Annotated in this window: 17 protein-coding genes; 8 read left to right on the top strand and 9 right to left on the bottom strand. The window is 72.0% G+C overall.

Annotated features, from left to right (window positions below; all coding sequences use genetic code 11):
- Positions 1-7 precede the first annotated feature (7 nt).
- The 4 genes from IE264_RS09540 to IE264_RS09525 form a co-directional block, all read right to left on the bottom strand.
- Entirely contained in the window at positions 8-1,060 is a 1,053-nt protein-coding gene (locus tag IE264_RS09540; RefSeq protein ID WP_032756997.1) for an ABC transporter permease, read from the bottom strand.
- Positions 1,057-2,580, bottom strand: coding sequence for a sugar ABC transporter ATP-binding protein (locus IE264_RS09535; protein WP_032756998.1), 1,524 nt, complete (start codon positions 2,578-2,580; stop codon positions 1,057-1,059). The genes IE264_RS09540 and IE264_RS09535 overlap by 4 nt, the downstream gene beginning before the upstream one ends.
- Positions 2,581-2,874: 294 nt before the next feature.
- Positions 2,875-4,056 (bottom strand): ROK family transcriptional regulator, encoded by a 1,182-nt coding sequence (locus IE264_RS09530; RefSeq protein ID WP_015612553.1) that lies wholly within the window; start codon positions 4,054-4,056, stop codon positions 2,875-2,877.
- Between the two features lie 148 nt (positions 4,057-4,204).
- On the bottom strand, positions 4,205-5,164 hold the full coding sequence (locus IE264_RS09525) for a beta-ketoacyl-ACP synthase III (protein WP_032756999.1): 960 nt from the start codon (positions 5,162-5,164) through the stop codon (positions 4,205-4,207).
- 209 nt (positions 5,165-5,373) lie between these two features.
- Between IE264_RS09525 and fdhD the strand changes: the two genes are divergently transcribed.
- The gene (gene fdhD / locus IE264_RS09520; RefSeq protein ID WP_032757000.1) at positions 5,374-6,216 is read left to right on the top strand and encodes a formate dehydrogenase accessory sulfurtransferase FdhD; all 843 of its coding nucleotides are present in this window, start codon (positions 5,374-5,376) and stop codon (positions 6,214-6,216) included.
- 33 nt (positions 6,217-6,249) lie between these two features.
- Here the strand turns inward: fdhD and IE264_RS09515 are convergent, their stop codons facing one another.
- Positions 6,250-6,459, bottom strand: a complete 210-nt coding sequence (locus tag IE264_RS09515) for a helix-hairpin-helix domain-containing protein (RefSeq protein WP_015612550.1) — start codon at positions 6,457-6,459, stop codon at positions 6,250-6,252.
- Positions 6,456-7,508: a bile acid:sodium symporter family protein gene (locus IE264_RS09510; protein ID WP_032757082.1), complete on the bottom strand. Its 1,053-nt coding sequence runs from the start codon at positions 7,506-7,508 to the stop codon at positions 6,456-6,458. The genes IE264_RS09515 and IE264_RS09510 overlap by 4 nt, the downstream gene beginning before the upstream one ends.
- Positions 7,509-7,636: 128 nt before the next feature.
- Here IE264_RS09510 and IE264_RS09505 point away from each other — a divergent pair, with 128 nt between their 5' ends.
- The 4 genes from IE264_RS09505 (at position 7,637) to IE264_RS09490 (ending at position 12,156) form a co-directional block, all read left to right on the top strand.
- Positions 7,637-8,518 carry a LysR substrate-binding domain-containing protein gene (locus IE264_RS09505; protein ID WP_031123405.1) on the top strand — a complete coding sequence of 294 codons (882 nt, stop codon included), beginning with the start codon at positions 7,637-7,639 and terminating at the stop codon, positions 8,516-8,518.
- Positions 8,519-8,836: 318 nt separating this feature from the next.
- Entirely contained in the window at positions 8,837-10,636 is a 1,800-nt protein-coding gene (locus tag IE264_RS09500) for an AMP-dependent synthetase/ligase (RefSeq protein WP_032757001.1), read from the top strand.
- A 99-nt stretch (positions 10,637-10,735) separates the two neighbouring features.
- Positions 10,736-11,572 (top strand): aldo/keto reductase, encoded by an 837-nt coding sequence (locus tag IE264_RS09495; protein ID WP_032757002.1) that lies wholly within the window; start codon positions 10,736-10,738, stop codon positions 11,570-11,572.
- A gap of 113 nt (positions 11,573-11,685) precedes the next feature.
- On the top strand, positions 11,686-12,156 hold the full coding sequence (locus IE264_RS09490; RefSeq protein WP_032757003.1) for an RICIN domain-containing protein: 471 nt from the start codon (positions 11,686-11,688) through the stop codon (positions 12,154-12,156).
- A 19-nt stretch (positions 12,157-12,175) separates the two neighbouring features.
- On the opposite strand, the gene IE264_RS09485 is transcribed toward IE264_RS09490, so the two are convergent.
- Both IE264_RS09485 and IE264_RS09480 read right to left on the bottom strand, forming a co-directional pair.
- Entirely contained in the window at positions 12,176-13,117 is a 942-nt protein-coding gene (locus tag IE264_RS09485) for a class I SAM-dependent methyltransferase (RefSeq protein ID WP_032757004.1), read from the bottom strand.
- A gap of 20 nt (positions 13,118-13,137) precedes the next feature.
- Positions 13,138-14,103: an AraC family transcriptional regulator gene (locus tag IE264_RS09480; protein ID WP_015612543.1), complete on the bottom strand. Its 966-nt coding sequence runs from the start codon at positions 14,101-14,103 to the stop codon at positions 13,138-13,140.
- An 81-nt stretch (positions 14,104-14,184) separates the two neighbouring features.
- Between IE264_RS09480 and IE264_RS09475 the strand changes: the two genes are divergently transcribed.
- On the top strand, positions 14,185-15,087 hold the full coding sequence (locus tag IE264_RS09475) for a Rossmann-fold NAD(P)-binding domain-containing protein (RefSeq protein ID WP_032757005.1): 903 nt from the start codon (positions 14,185-14,187) through the stop codon (positions 15,085-15,087).
- Between the two features lie 116 nt (positions 15,088-15,203).
- Positions 15,204-16,166 carry a LysR family transcriptional regulator gene (locus IE264_RS09470; RefSeq protein WP_015612541.1) on the top strand — a complete coding sequence of 321 codons (963 nt, stop codon included), beginning with the start codon at positions 15,204-15,206 and terminating at the stop codon, positions 16,164-16,166.
- A 53-nt stretch (positions 16,167-16,219) separates the two neighbouring features.
- Here the strand turns inward: IE264_RS09470 and IE264_RS09465 are convergent, their stop codons facing one another.
- Positions 16,220-16,525: a 4a-hydroxytetrahydrobiopterin dehydratase gene (locus IE264_RS09465; RefSeq protein ID WP_015612540.1), complete on the bottom strand. Its 306-nt coding sequence runs from the start codon at positions 16,523-16,525 to the stop codon at positions 16,220-16,222.
- Between the two features lie 64 nt (positions 16,526-16,589).
- Between IE264_RS09465 and IE264_RS09460 the strand changes: the two genes are divergently transcribed.
- Positions 16,590-17,390 (top strand): helix-turn-helix domain-containing protein, encoded by an 801-nt coding sequence (locus tag IE264_RS09460; RefSeq protein ID WP_015612539.1) that lies wholly within the window; start codon positions 16,590-16,592, stop codon positions 17,388-17,390.
- The last annotated feature ends 37 nt before the right edge of the window (positions 17,391-17,427 follow it).

Here is a 17,427-nt window from a genome sequence, read left to right as displayed (position 1 = left end):
GAGTTGCTCAGGTCTCCCCGCCGCGCAGGGTGCGGCGCTGGACGAGGACGGCGGCGACGATGATGGCGCCCTTGGCGATCTGCTGGACGTCGCTCTGGAGGTTGTTGAGCGCGAAGATGTTGGTGATCGTGGTGAAGATGAGGACGCCGAGCACGGAGCCGACGATGGTGCCGCGGCCGCCGCTGAGCAGGGTCCCGCCGATGATCGCGGCGGCGATGGCGTCGAGCTCGTACAGGTTGCCGTTGGTGTTCTGGCCGGAGCCGGCCAGCACGATCAGCATGAAGGCGGCGATGCCGCAGCAGAGCCCGGAGAGCAGGTAGAGGTACAGGCGCTGGCGGCGGACGTCGATCCCGGCGAGCCGGGCGGCCTCCGCGTTGCCGCCGACGGCGACCGTGCGGCGGCCGAAGGTGGTCCGGTTGAGGACCAGCCAGCCGATGACGGTGACCGCGGCGAACATGATGACCAGCGGCGGGATCCCCAGGAAGTAGGAGTCCGGCAGGCCCAGGTTCAGGACGGAGTCGACGGTGACGATCTGGGTCTTGCCGTCGGTGATCTGGAGGGCCAGGCCGCGCGCCGAGGCGAGCATGGCGAGCGTCGCGATGAACGGGACCATTCCCCCGTACGCGATGAGCACGCCGTTCACGAGTCCGGCGGCGAGGCCGACGACGACCGCGGTGAACGCGATGCCGGCGAAGCCGTACTCCTGGGTGGCCAGGGTCGTCGCCCACACCGAGGCGAGGGCGACCATCGCCCCGACGGAGAGGTCGATGCCGCCGCTGATGATGACGAAGGTCATGCCGACGGTGACGACACCGATGACGGAGGCCTGCGTCAGGATCAGCTGGAGGTTCCCGGTGTCCAGGAAGGAGTCCGGTTCGGTGATGCCGCCGACCAGGATCAGGGCGGCGAGCACACCGAGCAGGGACAGGATCCGGACGTCGAGCCGCAGGCCCAGGGCCGGCCGGCCGCCGCCCGTTTTCGAGGGCGGCGCGTCGGAGGGACCGGCGAGGGCCCCCTTGTCCGGCCCGTTGTGCTGCGCCGACGGGGCGGGCTGTGTCATGGCGTCGGGCTCCCTTCCATCACGAGGTCGAGTACGCGGTGCTCGTCGAGCTCCTGGGCGGGGGCCGCGTGGACCACGTGACCCTCCCGGAGCACCAGCACCCGGTCGGCGAGGCCCAGGACTTCGGGCACTTCGCTGGAGACGAGCAGTACGGCGAGGCCTTCGTCGGCCAGCCGGCGGATCACGGCGTAGAGCTCGGCGCGGGCGCCGACGTCGACGCCACGGGTGGGTTCGTCCAGCAGCAGGACCCGGCAGCCGCGCAGCAGCCAGCGGGCTAGGACGGCCTTCTGCTGGTTGCCGCCGGAGAGGGTACGGACGGGGGTGTCCGGGTTGTCCGGCCGCAGCGAGAGTTCGCGGGTGGCCTGCTGCGCGGCCCGCCGCTCGCCGCCCCGGTCGATCCAGCCCACCCGGGCGAACCGGGAGAGGGAGGAGACGGAGACGTTACGGGTGACGGACTCGGTCATCAGCAGGGCCTGGGCCTTGCGCTCCTCGGGGGCGAGACCGATCCCGGCGGCGACGGCGGCGCGGACGCTGCCGGGGCGGAGCTGCTTGCCCGCGACGGTGACGGTCCCCGTGGTCGCCTTGCGGGCGCCGTAGATCGTCTCCAGGATCTCCGAGCGGCCGGAGCCGACGAGTCCGGCGAGGCCGACGATCTCGCCGGGCCGCAGTTCGAGGTCGACTGGCGCGAACTCGCCCTTGCGGGAAAGGCCTTGGACTCTCAGCACGGGTTCCGTGATGTTCTCGGAGGCCTCGTCCGGGCGCGGCGGGAAGACGTACTCGACATCGCGGCCGGTCATCATGGCAACGATGTCGCGTGTCGGGGTGTCGGCGGCGGGCAGCCCGACCGCGACCGCCCGGCCGTCCTTCAGCACGGTGACCCGGTCGCCGATGCGGCGGATCTCCTCCAGCCGGTGCGAGATGTAGACGACGGCGACCCCGTCGGCGGTCAGGCTGTCGACGATCCGGAAGAGGTTGTCGACCTCGTCGGGGTCGAGCGCGGCGGAGGGCTCGTCCATCACGATGAGCCGTACGTCGTGGGAGAGGGCCCGTGCCATGGAGACGATCTGCTGCTGGGCGGCGGAGAGGTCACCGACCGCCCGGGCGGGGTCGATCTCCGGGTGGCCGAGTCGGGCGAGGAGCGCCTTCGCGGCGAGGCGCCCCTCCCCCGTACGGACGATGAAGCCCGCACTGGTCGGTTCATGGCCGAGGAAGACGTTCTCGGCGACCGACAGCCCTTCCACCAGGTCGAGTTCCTGGTAGATCGTGGCAATTCCCAGGCGCATGGCGGCGATCGGGGACTTGAGCCGGACGGCTTCGCCGCGCCAGGTGATCTCGCCGTCGTCGGGCTGGTGGGCCCCGGCGAGCACCTTGATGAGGGTGGACTTGCCCGCGCCGTTCTGGCCGAGGAGGCAGTGGACCTCGCCGGCCTGGACCTCCAGGTCGACGCCGTCCAGGGCGCGTACGCCGGGGAAGGACTTGGTGATGCCGGACATGGTGAGCAGGGGTGGTTCTGGTGCCATGACGAATCCCCTCGGCGAATGGGGTCTCCCCTGCCGGGCGGGTGCCGGGCGTTCGAGGAGGGCCGGTGAGCGGGCAGGGCGCAGGGCTGGAGGTGCCGTGGAGCCGGCGGCACCGCGAGCGGCTGCTGACGGGTGGTACGTGACGAGTACCTGACCAGGACGGTGGTGCGTACGGTGCTGGGTGCGGGTGGGGCGGCCGGCGCGGGGGTGACCGGGTGGTGCGGCCGACGCGGGTGTGGCGGGGGCGGGTGAGGCGTCCGGCGCGGGGTGGCCGGGTGGGGCGGGTCGGTGCGGTCAGGCCGGTGAGAAGAGGTGGTCGCTGATGAGCCGGGCCGCGCCGATCACTCCGGCGGTGGGGCCCAACTCGCCCAGCACGATGGGGAGGTTGCCGGTGGCCAGGGGCAGGGACTGCCGGTAGACCTGGGTGCGGACACTGGCGAGGAGGTTGTGACCGAGGCCGGTGACCCCGCCGCCGATCACCACCAGACCGGGATTGAAGAAGCTGACGAGGCCGGCGATGACCTGCCCGACCCGGTTGCCGCCTTCGCGGATCAGGTCGAGCGCGGCCGCGTCCCCGGCCGCCGCCGCGGCGGCCACATCGGCGGCGGTGAGACGTCCCGCCGCCTCCAGCCGGGCCGCGAGCTCGGGCGAGCGGCCCTCGCGGGCGGCGTCCTCCGCGTCGCGGGCCAGGGCGGCACCGCTGAAGTGGGCTTCCAGGCAGCCCTTGTTGCCGCAGGCGCAGGCCCGGCCGTCCGGTTCCACCTGGATGTGCCCGATGTCCCCGGCGCTGCCCGTCGTACCCCGGTAGACCTCACCGCCGACGACGATCCCGCAGCCGATACCCGTACCGATCTTGACGCACAGGAAGTCGCCCACGGAACGGGCGACGCCCGCGTGCTGCTCGCCCATCGCCATGAGGTTCACGTCGTTGTCGACCATGACGGGGCAGCCCAGATCCTGGCTGAGCGCCTCGCGGACCGGGAAACCGTCCCAGCCGGGCATGATCGGCGGCGCGACCGGCACGCCTTCGGGGAAGCGGACGGGGCCGGGGACCCCGATGCCCGCACCGTCGAAACCTTCGGCGAGGCCGGAGGCCCTGAGCTTGGCCGCCATCGCCAGGACCTGCTCGAAGACGGCCACGGGCCCCTCGCGCACGTCCATCGGCTGGTTGAGGTGTCCCAGTACCTCCAGCTCCGCGTTGGTGACGGCGACATCGATGGAGGTGGCACCGATGTCGACCCCGAGGAAGCGCAGTTCGGGGGCGAGCCGGATGTTGTGCGAGCGGCGCCCGCCACGGGATGCGGCGAGCCCGTCGGCCACCACCAGTCCGGTCTCCAGCAGCCGGTCCACCTCGACGGCGAGCTTGGAGCGCGAGAGGTCGACCTGATCACCGAGTTGCGCACGGGAGTTGGGGCCCCCGTCGCGCAGCAGCCGGAGCAGCCGTGCCTGATGCGCGTTCGCGGGTCGTGCCGTCATACGTCTCACGCGTCCCTCCCCGCCACATCCGGCCAGTCCGTCGGGCTTTCGAGGGGAACGTAGCAGCGCTTTCCCGGAGTGGGAAGAAGTTGCGCAGGAATCAGCCCCAACTTTCTCCACACCCAGGACAAAGACGCCCCGGGAGCGCTCAGGGGCAGCGGATGACCTGTCCGGCGTACGAGAGGTTCCCGCCGAAACCGAAGAGCAGGACGGGTGCGCCGGAGGCGACCTCACCGCGCTCCACGAGCTTGGAGAGCGCCATCGGGATGGAGGCGGCGGAGGTGTTCCCGGAGTCGACCACGTCCCGCGCGATGATCGCGTTGACCGCGCCGATCTTCCGCGCGACCGGCTCGATGATGCGCAGGTTGGCCTGGTGCAGGACCACGGCGGCCAGGTCCTCCGGGGCGACGCCCGCCTTCTCGCAGACCTTGCGGGCGATGGGGGGAAGCTGGGTGGTGGCCCAGCGGTAGACGGACTGCCCCTCCTGCGCGAAGCGCGGCGGCGTGCCCTCGATCCTCACGGCGTTGCCCATCTCCGGCACCGATCCCCACAGCACCGGTCCGATCCCGGGGCCGCCCGGGGTGTCGGGGGCCGAGGGGTCGGCGGTGACGACGGCGGCGCCCGCGCCGTCGCCGAGCAGGACACAGGTGGTGCGGTCCGTCCAGTCCGCGATGTCACCCATCTTGTCGGCGCCGATGACCAGCGCCCGGGTCGCCGCACCGGCCCGGATCGTGTGGTCGGCGACGGCCAGGGCGTGTGTGAAGCCCGAGCAGACCACGTTGATGTCCATGACGGCGGGCGAACCCATGCCGAGCCGCGCCGCGACCCGCGCCGACATGCTCGGGGACCGGTCGATGGCGGTGGAGGTGGCCACCAGCACCAGATCGATGTCGGAGGGCTGCAGACCGGCGGCGGCCAGCGCCTTGGCACCCGCGTGTGCGGCCAGCTCGTCCACCGGCTCGTCGGGGCCGCCCACGTGCCGGGTCTTGATGCCGACCCGGCTCGTGATCCACTCGTCGCTCGTGTCGACCATGGCCGCCAGATCGTCGTTGGTGAGCACCTTGGCGGGCTGATAGTGGCCGAGCGCCACGACACGTGAGCCGGTCATTCGGGTTCCCATCGTTGGGTAGGGCAGGAAACATCCAGTCTTGGTCGCTACCGCCCAGTACAAGGGCACGTGATCCCACAGGAATCCGGCCCACACGTTGGAGCATTGACAACAGCCCGGCCCCCGTGCTGTGCCGGCGCGGTGCGTGTGCAGGACAATGACGGGGCCAGGCTTCGGCTCCGCACACCGACAGAATCGGGTTCAGCCTCATGGGACGGGTCACCGAGCGCCGCCGCACCCTCCGCATCCGGGACGGGGCCGTCTCCTCCCGCGCCGACACGCTCGTCGCGGAGGAGCCCCTGGAGATCCGGCTGAACGGAAAGCCGCTGGCCATCACGATGCGCACCCCGGGTGACGACTTCGCGCTGGCGGCGGGGTTCCTGGTGAGCGAGGGCGTGATCGCCGAGGGGGACGAGGTCCAGTCGATCGTCTACTGCGCCGGGGCGACCGCCGACGGGGTGAACACGTACAACGTGGTGGACGTGAAGCTCGCCCCCGGGGTCGTGGTCCCCGACATCACGCTGGAGCGGAACGTCTACACCACCTCCTCCTGCGGCCTGTGCGGCAAGGCCAGCCTGGACGCGGTGCGCACCACCACCCGGCACCCGGTCGGCGACACTCCCCCGGTACGCGTGACGCCCGAGCTGCTCTCCGCCCTCCCGGACCGGCTGCGGGAAGCGCAGAAGGTGTTCGACCGGACCGGGGGGCTGCACGCGGCGGCCCTCTTCTCCGAGGAGGGCGAGCTGCTGGACGTCCGGGAGGACGTGGGGCGGCACAACGCGGTCGACAAGCTGGTGGGACGGGCGCTGACGGACGGGCGGCTGCCGTTGTCGCGGGCGGTACTGCTGGTGTCGGGGCGGGCCTCGTTCGAGCTGGCGCAGAAGGCGGTGATGGCCGGGATCCCGGTACTCGCCGCGGTCTCGGCGCCGTCATCGCTGGCGGTGGACCTGGCGGCGGAGAGCGGACTGACCCTGGTGGGGTTCCTGCGGGGGCCTTCGATGAACGTGTACGCGGGTGAGCACCGGATCGCGCTGGAGTCGGGGGTCCACTGACGGCCTCACCCACCGGCCGGGAAGCCCCGGGGCTCACTCCCCGGCGAAGGACAGCCCCTCGGCCGCCAGCGCCTCGCGCAGCACCCTGACCGCCTTCGGACCGACCCCGTGCAGCGCCAGCACTTCCGCCGCCGTCACCTCGGTGAGCTGGGCGAGCCGGGTGTAGCCCGCGTGCCGCAGAGCGCCGCGGGCGGGGTTGCCCGCGCCGTGGGGAAAGTCGTCCTCCAGCGGTTGGAAAGTCACGAAGTCACCGTAACCGCCGGGTCCGACACCGGCCCGGAACCGGCGTCCTCCCGGTTCCGCACCGACTCGGGCTCCGGGTCCCGCGAGCGGCGTTTGGCGATGACCGCGCAGACCATCAGCTGCATCTGGTGGAAGAGCATCAGTGGCAGCACGGCGAGGCTCGCATGCGCCCCGAACAGCACGCTCGCCATCGGCAGCCCCGCCGCCAGGCTCTTCTTCGATCCGGCGAACTGGATGGCGATCCGGTCCTCCCGGCCGAAGCCGAGCCGCCGAGCCCCGTACCAGGTCAGCGCCAGCATCACCGCGAGCAGGACCGCCTCCGCCGCGAGCAGGCCGCCGAGCCGGGCGGGGGTGACCTGATGCCAGATACCGGCGACCATGCCCTCGCTGAACGCGGTGTAGACGACCAGCAGGATCGAGCCACGGTCCACCAGACCGAGCACCTTCTTGTGCCGGGCCAGGAAGCCGCCGACCCAGCGGCGCAGGAACTGTCCGGCGAGGAACGGCACGAGCAGCTGGAGCACGATCTTCAGCAGCGAGTCCGCCGAGAACCCGCCGCCGGTGGAGCCGAGCAGGAGGGCCGCGAGCAGCGGGGTGAGGAGGATCCCGGCGAGGCTGGAGAAGGATCCGGCGCAGATCGCGGCGGGCACGTTGCCCCGGGCGATCGAGGTGAAGGCGATCGAGGACTGGATCGTCGACGGCACCAGGCACAGGAAGAGGAAGCCCGCCTGGAGCTCGGGCGTCAGCACGTACGGAACCAGGCCCCCGCTCGCCAGCCCCAGCAGCGGAAAGATGAGAAACGTGCAGGCCAGGACGGTGAGGTGGAGCCGCCAGTGCTTCAGCCCGTCCAGCGCCTCGGCGGTGGAGAGCCGGGCCCCGTAGAGGAAGAAGAGCAGGGCGACCGCCCCGGTGGAGGCCCCGCCCGCCACGTCGGCGGCGGTGCCCCGGGCGGGCAGCAGCGCGGCGAGGACGACCGTGCCGATCAGCGCCAGGATGTACGCGTCGACCGGCAGCCAGGACGGCAGGGCGAGGGTGCGGCGGCGGCTCATGTGCTCCACGTGATTCTTCGGCGCGCTGGTGGACCCCACCATCCTGCCCGGAGCCCGGCGATCGGGAATCCCTCACACCGCTCTGACTGTCATCACGGAACGCGATGGAGGACGTTAGCGTGGTGGGCGTGGACACCTCCTACGACCCCGCCCAGCTCCGCACCTTCCTCGCGGTTGCCCAGACCTTGAGCTTCACCCAGGCCGCCCGTCGGCTCGGGATCCGGCAGTCCACCGTCAGCCAGCACGTCCGGCGGCTGGAGGAGGCGGCCGGCCGGCAGCTGTTCGCCCGGGACACCCACCGGGTCGACCTGACCGAGGACGGGGAGGCGATGCTCGGTTTCGCCCGGACGATCCTGCGGGCGCACGAGCGGGCCGCGGCGTTCTTCGCGGGCACCCGGCTGCGCGGCCGGCTCCGTTTCGGGGCGTCCGAGGACTTCGTGCTGACCCGGCTGCCGGAGATCCTGGAGTCGTTCCGCCGCGACCATCCGGAGGTCGAACTGGAACTCACGGTGGAGCTGTCCGGGACGCTGCACCGGCAGCTGGAGGCGGGCAGGCTCGACCTGGTGCTGGCCAAGCGGAGGACCGGCGACACACACGGCGAGCTGGTGTGGCAGGACGCGCTGGACTGGATCGGCGCGCCGCAGCTGCGGATCGACCCGGAACGTCCGGTGCCGCTCATCGTCTTCCCGCCGCCGGGCATCACCCGGGCCCGCGCACTGGAGGTCCTGGAGGAGCACGGGCGGGCCTGGCGGATCGCGTGTACGAGTACGAGCCTGAGCGCCCTGGTCGCGGCGGCGCGGGCGGGTCTTGGCGTGATGGTGCACTCGCGGGGGCTGATCCCGCCGGGGCTCGTGCCGGTTCCGGCGCGGGCGGGGCTGCCGGAGCCGGGCGGCGTCGACTTCGTCCTGCTGCACGGTGACCGCCGGGGCGCGGCGCAGGAGGCGGCGGACGCGCTGGCGGCGGCCATCCTGGCGGGCGGGGACCGGCTGCACCGGGGTGGCGGAGGATGACTCGTACCGGCCAAGAGCGGTGTGCACCCCGAGGACAGCACCGGCCGATAGCGGTGCATAACACCTCGTACCGCCAGAGACCGGGAGTGATCACCTCGGTCGGATTCGGTGGAGATTTGACCGCGAGCCGCTTACGCCTCCGTCAGAAGTGCGCCCGGGCCTTGCCCATCTGGCCGGATTTCGACGGTTGACCTCTGCGAATGCCACGTTTTACGGGGGGTTCGGACCCTCCCGCCGGGCCCCTGGTTGGGGTAGCGTCGCGGCGCTGTGCGGAGCGCCACGAGGAGCAGGTCATTGCGTGAATTCACTGTCCCACCCATGGCCGCGCCGCCCCAAGTCGGCGGTCTGGCCGATGCGGTCTTCGACTACGCGGACGACGATCCGCAGCGGGTCGCGCTCGGCCGCAAGGACGCGGGAGGACAGTGGCGGGATGTGAGCTCGGCGGCTTTCCGCGACGAGGTGCTGGCCCTGGCCAAGGGCCTGATCGCGCACGGGATCCGGTTCGGCGACCGGGTCGCCCTGATGTCCCGTACCCGGTACGAGTGGACGCTCTTCGACTTCGCGCTCTGGTCGGTCGGGGCCCAGTCGGTGCCCATCTACCCGACCTCGTCCGCCGAGCAGGTCCACTGGATGCTGCACGACGCCGAAGTGGTGGCGGTGATGGTCGAGCACGAGGACCACGCGATGACCGTCGGCTCGGTGATCGACCGGCTGCCGAACCTCAAGCGGCTCTGGCAGCTGGACGCCGGTGCGGTGGACGAGCTGGTCGGCGCTGGCGGGATGGTCGACGACGAGGTGGTGCACCGGCACCGGCGCGCGGTGACACCCGAGTCCGTGGCGACGGTGATCTACACCTCGGGCACGACGGGCCGCCCCAAGGGGTGCGTGATCACCCATGCGAGCTTCATGTTCGAGAGCGACACGATGGTCGCCCGCTGGGAGCCCGTGTTCCACTCCAAGCCCGGCGACGAGGCGGCCACCCTGCTCTTCCTGCCGCTGGCGCACGTCTTCGGCCGGATGGTGGAGATCGCGGCGGTACGGGGGCGGGTCAAACTCGGCCACCAGCCGGAGCTGTCGGCGAACGCCCTGATGCCGGACCTGATGACGTTCCGGCCCACGTTCATCCTGGCGGTGCCGTACATCTTCGAGAAGGTCTTCAACGGCGCCCGGCGCAAGGCCGAGGCGGAGGGGAGGGCCGGGCCGTTCGACAAGGCCGTGGACATCGCGGTGAAGTACGCCGAGGCGCTGGAGCAGAAGGCGTTCGGCCTCGGGCCCGGACCGTCCGCCGGGCTGCGGATGCAGCACCAGTTCTTCGACAAGGTCGTCTACAAGAGGGTCCGCGACGCGATGGGCGGCCGGGTGCGGCACGCGATGTCGGGCGGCTCGGGCATGAACCGCCGGCTCGGCCTGTTCTTCGCGGGCGCCGGGGTGAGTGTCTTCGAGGGGTACGGGCTCACCGAGTCCACGGCGGCGGCGACCGCCAACCCGCCCGAGCGCACCCGGTACGGCACGGTCGGGCTGCCCATCCCCGGCACCTCGGTGCACATCGCGGACGACGGCGAGGTGTGGGTGCACGGCCCCAACGTCTTCTCCGGCTACCTGAACAATCCGGCGGCGACCCGGGCCACCTTCGAAGACGGCTGGCTGGCCACCGGGGACCTCGGTTCGCTGGACGAGGACGGCTATCTGACGATCACCGGGCGGAAGAAGGAGATCCTGGTGACGTCCGGCGGCAAGAGCGTGTCGCCGGCCGGTCTGGAGGAGCGGGTGCGGGCCCATCCGCTGGTCGCCCAGTGCATCGTCGTCGGCAACGACCGCCCGTACATCGCGGCGCTGGTCACCGTCGACCAGGAGTCCGTGGACCACTGGCTCTCCATGCAGGGCCGCACGCCGCTGGGCCCCGCCGAGCTGGTGCGCGACCCGGACCTGGAAATGGAGGTCAGGCGGGCGGTGGTGGCCGCCAACACGGCGGTTTCGCAGGCCGAGTCGATCCGTACGTTCCGGATACTGGCCCACCCGTTCACCGAGGAGCACGGGCTGCTGACGCCGTCGCTGAAGCTGAAGCGCAGGGCGATCGAGACGGCGTACGCGGTCGAGGTCGACGCGCTCTACCACTGACCGGCCACCGCCCATTCCGGATCATGGAACGGGAATGACCGGGGCCGCCCGCTCGTTGTCGTGGGGAGTACCAACCGACGACGTTAGGATCGACCGCTCGTGAGCCAGGTCCCCTCCATCACCCTCAACAACGGCCTCGAAATGCCGCAGCTCGGTTTCGGTGTCTGGCAGGTGCCGGACGACGAGGCGACGAAGGCGGTCGCGAAGGCCATCGAGTCCGGGTACCGCTCCATCGACACCGCCGCGATCTACGAGAACGAGGTGGGCACCGGCAAGGCCGTCGCCGCCTCGGGTGTCGCCCGTGACGAGCTCTTCATCACCACCAAGCTGTGGAACGGCGACCAGGGTTACGACAACACGCTGCGTGCCTTCGACGCCTCGCTGGACAAGCTCGGCCTGGACTACGTCGACCTGTATCTGATCCACTGGCCGGTCCCGGCCAAGGACGCGTACACCGACACGTACAAGGCGTTCGAGAAGATCTACGCCGACGGCCGCGCCAAGGCGATCGGTGTGTCGAACTTCTACCCCGAGCACTTGAAGCGGCTGCTGGACGAGACCTCCGTGGTCCCCGTCCTCAACCAGATCGAGCTGCACCCCCAGTTCCAGCAGGCCGAGGCGCGCGCCTTCCACGCCGAGCACGGGATCGCCACCGAGGCCTGGTCGCCGCTGGGCCAGGGCAAGGGTCTCCTGGAGGTGCCGACGGTCGTCGCCATCGCCCAGAAGCACGGCCGCACCCCCGCCCAGGCCGTCCTGCGCTGGCATCTGCAGACGGGCAACATCGTGATCCCGAAGTCCGTGACCCCGTCGCGGATCGAGGAGAATCTCGACGTGTTCGGTTTCGAGCTGGACGCCGACGACCTCGCCGCCTTCGCGGCGCTGGACGAGGGCAAGCGGCTCGGTCCGGACCCGGCCGGGTTCAACATCGGCGCCTGAGCGCCAGGTTCGTCCGGCGCCCCCACCCCGACCGAGGTGGGGGCGCCTTCGTCGGTCCGTCCCCGGACACCCGGCCGACGGTCCCACTCCAACTCCAACGGGGAGAGAGCAAGATGAGCAGCGATCCGGCGCCCGTCGTCGAGACGGGCACGTACCGTCTGCGCAATGTCGGCAGCGGCCTGGTGCTGGAGGTGTACGGCGCGGCCAAGGGCAGCGGTGCCCGGGTGCAGCAGGGCAAGGAGGACGGGACGGCGGCCCAGCAGTGGCAGCTCTCCCCGGTGCACGAGGGCGCGGCCCTCTACCACCTGGTCAACGCGCACAGCGGGAAGCGGCTGGACGTCGCCAATGCCGACACGGAGAACGGTGTCCGCATCCAGCAGTGGAAGGCCAACAACTTCGGCGCCCAGGAGTGGCTCATCGAGCAGCATCTGGAGGCACCGGGGACGGTGACTCTGGTCAGCTTCATCAGCGGACTCGTCATGGAGGTCGCCGACCGTTCGACCGAGGAGGGCGGGACGGTCCAGCAGTGGGAGGACACCGACTCCCCCTTCCAGTGGTGGCAGTTGGAGCCGGTGCCCTCCTGAAGAGGGCCCGTAGGGTGTCTCAGTCGCGGCGGCCGAGGTGGACCGTGCGGGCGGTGAGCAGGTAGACGTCGGGCCGGTGGTGGAGCCCCGCCGGGTCCTCGGGGTCCAGCAGCCGTTCCAGTACGGCGCGGTCCTCGGCGTCGAGCAGCTCGCCGAAGACCTCGTACTCCCGGGTCAGCTTGGTGATCACATGCTCGCGGGCGGACGCGGAGAGCGGGGCCGGCAGGTCCAGCAGGAAGCTGCGCGTGCCCTGCGGGGTCAGCCCGACCGCCGCGATCAGGGCGCTCCAGTCCTCGGCCTCCCGCTTGCTGTCCGGGAGCTCGGTCCGCATCCGGTCGAACCGGGCGGCGGAGGCCGCGTCCATCCTGGCCTCCAGGCCGGGCCGTCCGATGCCGAGGTCCCGGGGCAGCCGCCGGGTGGGGAGCCCGCCCTCCAGGAGCGCCACGGTCCCGCCGGGGCGCAGGTTCTCGGCGAATCCGGCGAGGGCGGCGCGCTGGTCGCCCATGTGATGCAGGGAGTTACCGGCCCAGATGAGGTCGGCCTCCCCCAACCGTGCTGCGTCCTGCGGAAGTTCGGCCTCCAGCGTCCGGACGCGGTCGCTCACCCCGAGGCGCCGGGCCCGGTCCTTCGTCCGCTCCAGCAGGGCGGGCGTGGGGTCCACGGCGACGACTTCGGCCTCGGGGAACACCTCGGCCAGCAGGCAGGTGACGACGCCGGGGCCGCTGCCGACGTCCAGCACCCGGCGCACCTTCGGGGCGGTGGGCAGGGCGGCGATCCAGCGGGCCGCTTCCTCGTACGGTCCGCTGTTGAGTTCCGCCTCCTGCTCCAGCATCGGGCCCATGACGTCCCAGTCGAACTCCGTGCCCGCGCCTGCGGCGCCCGGTCCGTGGCTGTGGGTGTGGGCGTGGGTGTGGGCGTGGGTGTGCGCGTCGTGGTGGCCGTGTCCGGCGTGGCTGCTCATGGCGCCACCCTCACCGGAGGTCAGCGTTCGGGCAAGTTCTGTTGCTGCTCCGGCAAGTTGCCGCGGTACTCCTGCGGGCTCACTCCCCGGACGCGCTTGAACGCCGTACTGAACGCGAAAGGGGCGCTGTAGCCGACCTTCCGGCCCACCGCCTCCACCGTGGCGTCGCTCTCCCGGAGCAGGTCGGCGGCGAGCGCGAGCCGCCAGCCGGTGAGGTACGCCATCGGGGGCTCGCCGACGAGTTCGGTGAAGCGGCGGGCGAGCCCGGCCCGCGACACCCCGGCCCGGGCGGCGAGCGAGGCGACGGTCCAGGGGTGCGCCGGGTCGTCCTGGAGGAGCCGGAGCGCCACCCCGACGACGGGGTCGCTCATGGCCCGGTACCAGGCGGGGGCCTCGGCGCCGGGCCGGGAGAACCAGCCGCGCAGCACGGCGATGAGCAGCAGGTCGAGCAGCCGGTCCAGGACGACGTGCTGCCCCGGCTCGTCCTGGGCGATCTCCGCGTCGAGCAGCCGCAGCAGCGGCCCGGTCCGGGCGTCGGCGGGGAGCCGGAGCAGCGGGGGCAGCGCGTCGAGCAGCCGGCGGCTGATCTCGCCGTCCATCAGGTAGGTGCCGACGAGGACCGCCGTGGAGCCGTGGGCGGCGTTGCCCCAGGTCCGTACCCCCAGCACCATCTCCTGGGAGAGCGGCTGCCCGTGGAGGGTGGTGCAGAGACCGCCGGGGCCGACCAGGGCGCCCGGGTCGGTGCCGGTGGCGTCGGCGACGGTGTACGGGTGGGGGCCGCGGACCACCGCGATGTCACCGGGCACCAGGCGGACCGGCGCGGCACCCTCCGGCGGGACGATCCAGGCCGCGCCCCGGGTGACCGACATCAGGCAGATGGGGGCGCGGTCGGCGACCCGTACCGCCCAGGGCGGCTCCATCACCATGCGCAGGAGGAAGGCGCCCCGCGCCCGCGGCCCGTCCAGGAGTCCGGCGAGAGCGTCCATGGCCGACAGCGTAGACGCAGGCGGAGGGAGCTGAGCTTCTCGACGATGTTCCCGGCGGCCGGGTCCCGGAAGTCTGGAGCCATGACGAAGAACACGACGAACACGACGTATACGAAGAAGGGCGCGGCCGACGGCACCGCGCAGGAAGGGGCGCGGGTCATGGGCACGGTTCTGGTGACGAGTGGCACCGGCAAGACCGGCCGCCGGGTCGCGGAGCGGCTGGCGGCGCTGGGGGTGCCGGTGCGGGCCGGGTCGCGGGCCGGCGAGGTGCCCTTCGACTGGCAGGACGAGTCGGGGTGGGCGGCCGCGCTGGACGGTACGGAGGCCGCCTATGTGGCGTACTACCCGGATCTGGCGGTGCCCGGCGCGGCCGGGGCGATGGCGGCGTTCGGACGGGTTGCGGCGGCGAGCGGACTCCGCCGGGTGGTGCTGCTCTCGGGGCGCGGCGAACCGCAGGCGGCCGTGGCCGAGGAGGCGCTGCGCGGTGCGTGCGGGGAGGTCGAGCTCACCGTCGTACGGTCGGCGTTCTTCGCGCAGAACTTCAGCGAGGGGGCCCTGCTGGACAGTGTGCTCGGCGGTGAGCTGGTCTTTCCGGCCGGGTCGACGGCGGAGCCCTTCCTGGACATCGACGACCTGGCCGATGTGGTGGTGGCGGCGCTGACCGGGGACGGGCACGCGGGCGCGGTGTACGAGCTGACGGGGCCCCGGAGCCTGACGTTCGAGGAAGCGGCGGCGGAGCTCGGCCGGGCGGCGGGGCGGCCGGTGCGGTACGTGCCCGTGAGCGGTCCGGCGTACGCGGAGGTGCTGGAGGGGTTCGGGGTGTTCGGGCCCGAGGCCGGGTTCCTGGCCGAGCTGTTCGCGACACTGCTCGACGGCCACAACTCCGCCACCACGGACGATGTGAAGCGGGTGCTGGGCCGGGAGGCGAAGGAGTTCACCGCGTTCACCCGCGAGGCGGCCCGGGACGGCGCCTGGCACGGCTGAACTGGAGCGGGACCCTCCGGCGCCCCGTGCGCCGGAGGTACAGCCCGGAAACATTGCCCGTACCGAAGAGTGACCGACATATTGCCGGGGCGGGCCAGGGGCCATAACTTGCCTTTATGGAGCTGGAGTTGCGCCATCTGAGAACCGTCCGTGCCATCGCCGACACCGGCAGCCTCACCAAGGCCGCCGCCACGCTGGGCCTCGCCCAGCCCGCGCTCAGCGCCCAGCTGCGGCGGATCGAGAAGGCCCTGGGCGGCACGCTCTTCGAGCGTGACCACACGGGCGCCCGTGCCACTCCACTCGGCGAACTGGTGCTGGAGCGGGCCCGGGTGGTGCTGCCCGCGGTGAGCGAACTCCAGGCGGAGGCGGTGCGGTTCGCCAATGCCACCGGGCCGCTGGAGCGGTTCCGGCTGGGCGGTACGCACGGTCCGCTGCTCGGCGGTCTGGTCGACCGGATCGCCACGGCGCACCCGGCGGCGCCGGTCTCCACGTACACCTCGTGGTCGGTGGACGAGATCGCCGCCCTCACGATCGACGGGCGCCTCGACTTCGCGCTGATCGGCACCTGCGGCGAGAGTCCGCCGCCGCTGGCCGAGCGGCTGGTCTGGGAGGTGGTGGGGGTGGACCCGGTCTTCGTGATGCTGCCGGAGGACCATCCGCTGGCCGGTGAGGAGGAGCTGGAGCTCGCCGCGCTCGCGGACCAGTGCTGGGCCGACGTTCCGGGGGACGGCTGTTTCGCCGACTGTTTCGCCACGGCCTGCGCGCGGGCCGGTTTCACCCCGGTGTCGGTGTACGAGACGGACACCTCGTCCGTCGTCCATCTGGTGCAGGTCGGGCGGGCGATCGGATTGTGCCGGGCGACGTTCCCGCCGGTCCCCGGCCTGGTGACCCGGCCGCTCGCGGGTTCACCGCTCAGCTGGCGGCACCTGCTGGGCTGGCACCCGCACTCGCCCGCCGCGGACGCCGCGGCGGTGGCGGTGGCCGGGCAGACCCGGGCGGCGTACGCGGAGGCCGTGTCGCGCAGCCCCGTCTACGCACGGTGGCTCGCCGGGAATCCGCGGTTCGGGCTGGTGAGCTGAGGCGGGTCTGCCCATGGAGCTCCTATTCCGCTCCCGGGCCTGCCCCTGGGGCCCTATTCCGCTCCGTGGGCCGGTGCGGCGGCCGCGACCCTGGCGGCCAGTTCGAGGTCCTTCTCCGTGACCGCGCCACCGGCGTCGTGCGTATGGACGGAGAGGGCCACGGTGTTGTACCCGAGCGTCAGATCGGAGTGATGGTTCAGCTCCTCCTGGATCTGCGCGATGTGGACGGTCAGCGCGGCGGCGGCGAAGTGCGACGGCAGCCGGAAGGTCCGGGTGATCCGGTCGCCTTCCAGCGCCCAGCCGGGCAGCGCCTCAAGACGGTGTTCGGTCTCGGTCCTCGACAGCGGTTCGGCGGACATGGAGCGGCTCCCGTGGGTCTCGGATGGCGACGTACGACCGGTCGTCCGACGTTACGGTCTCCCCATGAGAACTGTCTCCCCCGACACGGGCGTGGGTCCCCTGCTGCGCGGCTGGCGGGAGCAGCGGCGGATCAGCCAGCTGGATCTGGCGCTGCGCGCGGACTCCTCGGCCCGGCACATCTCCTTCATCGAGACGGGCCGTTCGCGCCCCAGCGAGGATATGGTCCTGCGCCTGGCCGAGCAGCTGGACATTCCCGTCCGGGAGCGCAACGCCCTGCTGGTGGTGGCCGGTTACGCCCCTCGTTACGCGCAGACGCCGCTCGACGACCCCGCGATGGCCTCGGTGCACGAGGGGCTGGACCGGCTGCTGGCGGGGTACGAGCCGTATCCGGCGCTCGTCGTGGACGGCAGGTACGACGTGGTGGCGGCCAACAGGGGTATCGCCCTGCTCATGGAGGGCATCTCCGAGGAGCTGCTCACCCCTCCGCTCAACGCCATGCGGATCACCCTCCACCCGGCGGGGCTCGCGCCGCGCATCCTGAACCTGCCGGAGTGGCGGGCGGATCTGCTGGCGCAGATGGAACGCCAGATCGCGCTCGTACGGTCGCCGGAGCTGCGCGCGCTGTACGAGGAGGTGGCCGGCTATCCGGTCGCGGACCGGGGCGCCGGTGACCGGGCCGGGGAGGGCACGCCCTCGTTCGCCCTGCCCCTGGTGATCGAGCACGGGGGCCAGGTGCTGTCGTTCATCGCCTCGATCGCGACGTTCAACACCCCGATGGACGTGACCGTGGCGGAGCTGGCCATCGAGACGTTCCTCCCCGCCGACCGGGAGACCGCCGCCTACCTGCGCGACCGCCTTCCGTAGCCGTCCCCCCGGCCCGGCCCGGCGTTCGGGGCGGGGC

This window comes from Streptomyces microflavus, assembly GCF_014650075.1.
Classification (GTDB): domain Bacteria; phylum Actinomycetota; class Actinomycetes; order Streptomycetales; family Streptomycetaceae; genus Streptomyces; species Streptomyces microflavus.
This window is presented reverse-complemented; position numbering and strand designations above follow the sequence as displayed.

What these genes read in the sequence shown, in the direction of transcription:
- IE264_RS09540 (WP_032756997.1), bottom strand. Translation starts at nt 1,060, where the DNA reads ATGACACAGCCCGCCCCGTCGGCGCAGCACAACGGGCCGGACAAGGGG.
- IE264_RS09535 (WP_032756998.1), bottom strand. Translation starts at nt 2,580, where the DNA reads ATGGCACCAGAACCACCCCTGCTCACCATGTCCGGCATCACCAAGTCC.
- IE264_RS09530 (WP_015612553.1), bottom strand. Translation starts at nt 4,056, where the DNA reads ATGACGGCACGACCCGCGAACGCGCATCAGGCACGGCTGCTCCGGCTG.
- IE264_RS09525 (WP_032756999.1), bottom strand. Translation starts at nt 5,164, where the DNA reads ATGACCGGCTCACGTGTCGTGGCGCTCGGCCACTATCAGCCCGCCAAG.
- fdhD (WP_032757000.1), top strand. Translation starts at nt 5,374, where the DNA reads ATGGGACGGGTCACCGAGCGCCGCCGCACCCTCCGCATCCGGGACGGG.
- IE264_RS09510 (WP_032757082.1), bottom strand. Translation starts at nt 7,508, where the DNA reads ATGAGCCGCCGCCGCACCCTCGCCCTGCCGTCCTGGCTGCCGGTCGAC.
- IE264_RS09500 (WP_032757001.1), top strand. Translation starts at nt 8,837, where the DNA reads ATGGCCGCGCCGCCCCAAGTCGGCGGTCTGGCCGATGCGGTCTTCGAC.
- IE264_RS09490 (WP_032757003.1), top strand. Translation starts at nt 11,686, where the DNA reads ATGAGCAGCGATCCGGCGCCCGTCGTCGAGACGGGCACGTACCGTCTG.
- IE264_RS09485 (WP_032757004.1), bottom strand. Translation starts at nt 13,117, where the DNA reads ATGAGCAGCCACGCCGGACACGGCCACCACGACGCGCACACCCACGCC.
- IE264_RS09480 (WP_015612543.1), bottom strand. Translation starts at nt 14,103, where the DNA reads ATGGACGCTCTCGCCGGACTCCTGGACGGGCCGCGGGCGCGGGGCGCC.
- IE264_RS09475 (WP_032757005.1), top strand. Translation starts at nt 14,185, where the DNA reads ATGACGAAGAACACGACGAACACGACGTATACGAAGAAGGGCGCGGCC.
- IE264_RS09470 (WP_015612541.1), top strand. Translation starts at nt 15,204, where the DNA reads ATGGAGCTGGAGTTGCGCCATCTGAGAACCGTCCGTGCCATCGCCGAC.
- IE264_RS09465 (WP_015612540.1), bottom strand. Translation starts at nt 16,525, where the DNA reads ATGTCCGCCGAACCGCTGTCGAGGACCGAGACCGAACACCGTCTTGAG.
- IE264_RS09460 (WP_015612539.1), top strand. Translation starts at nt 16,590, where the DNA reads ATGAGAACTGTCTCCCCCGACACGGGCGTGGGTCCCCTGCTGCGCGGC.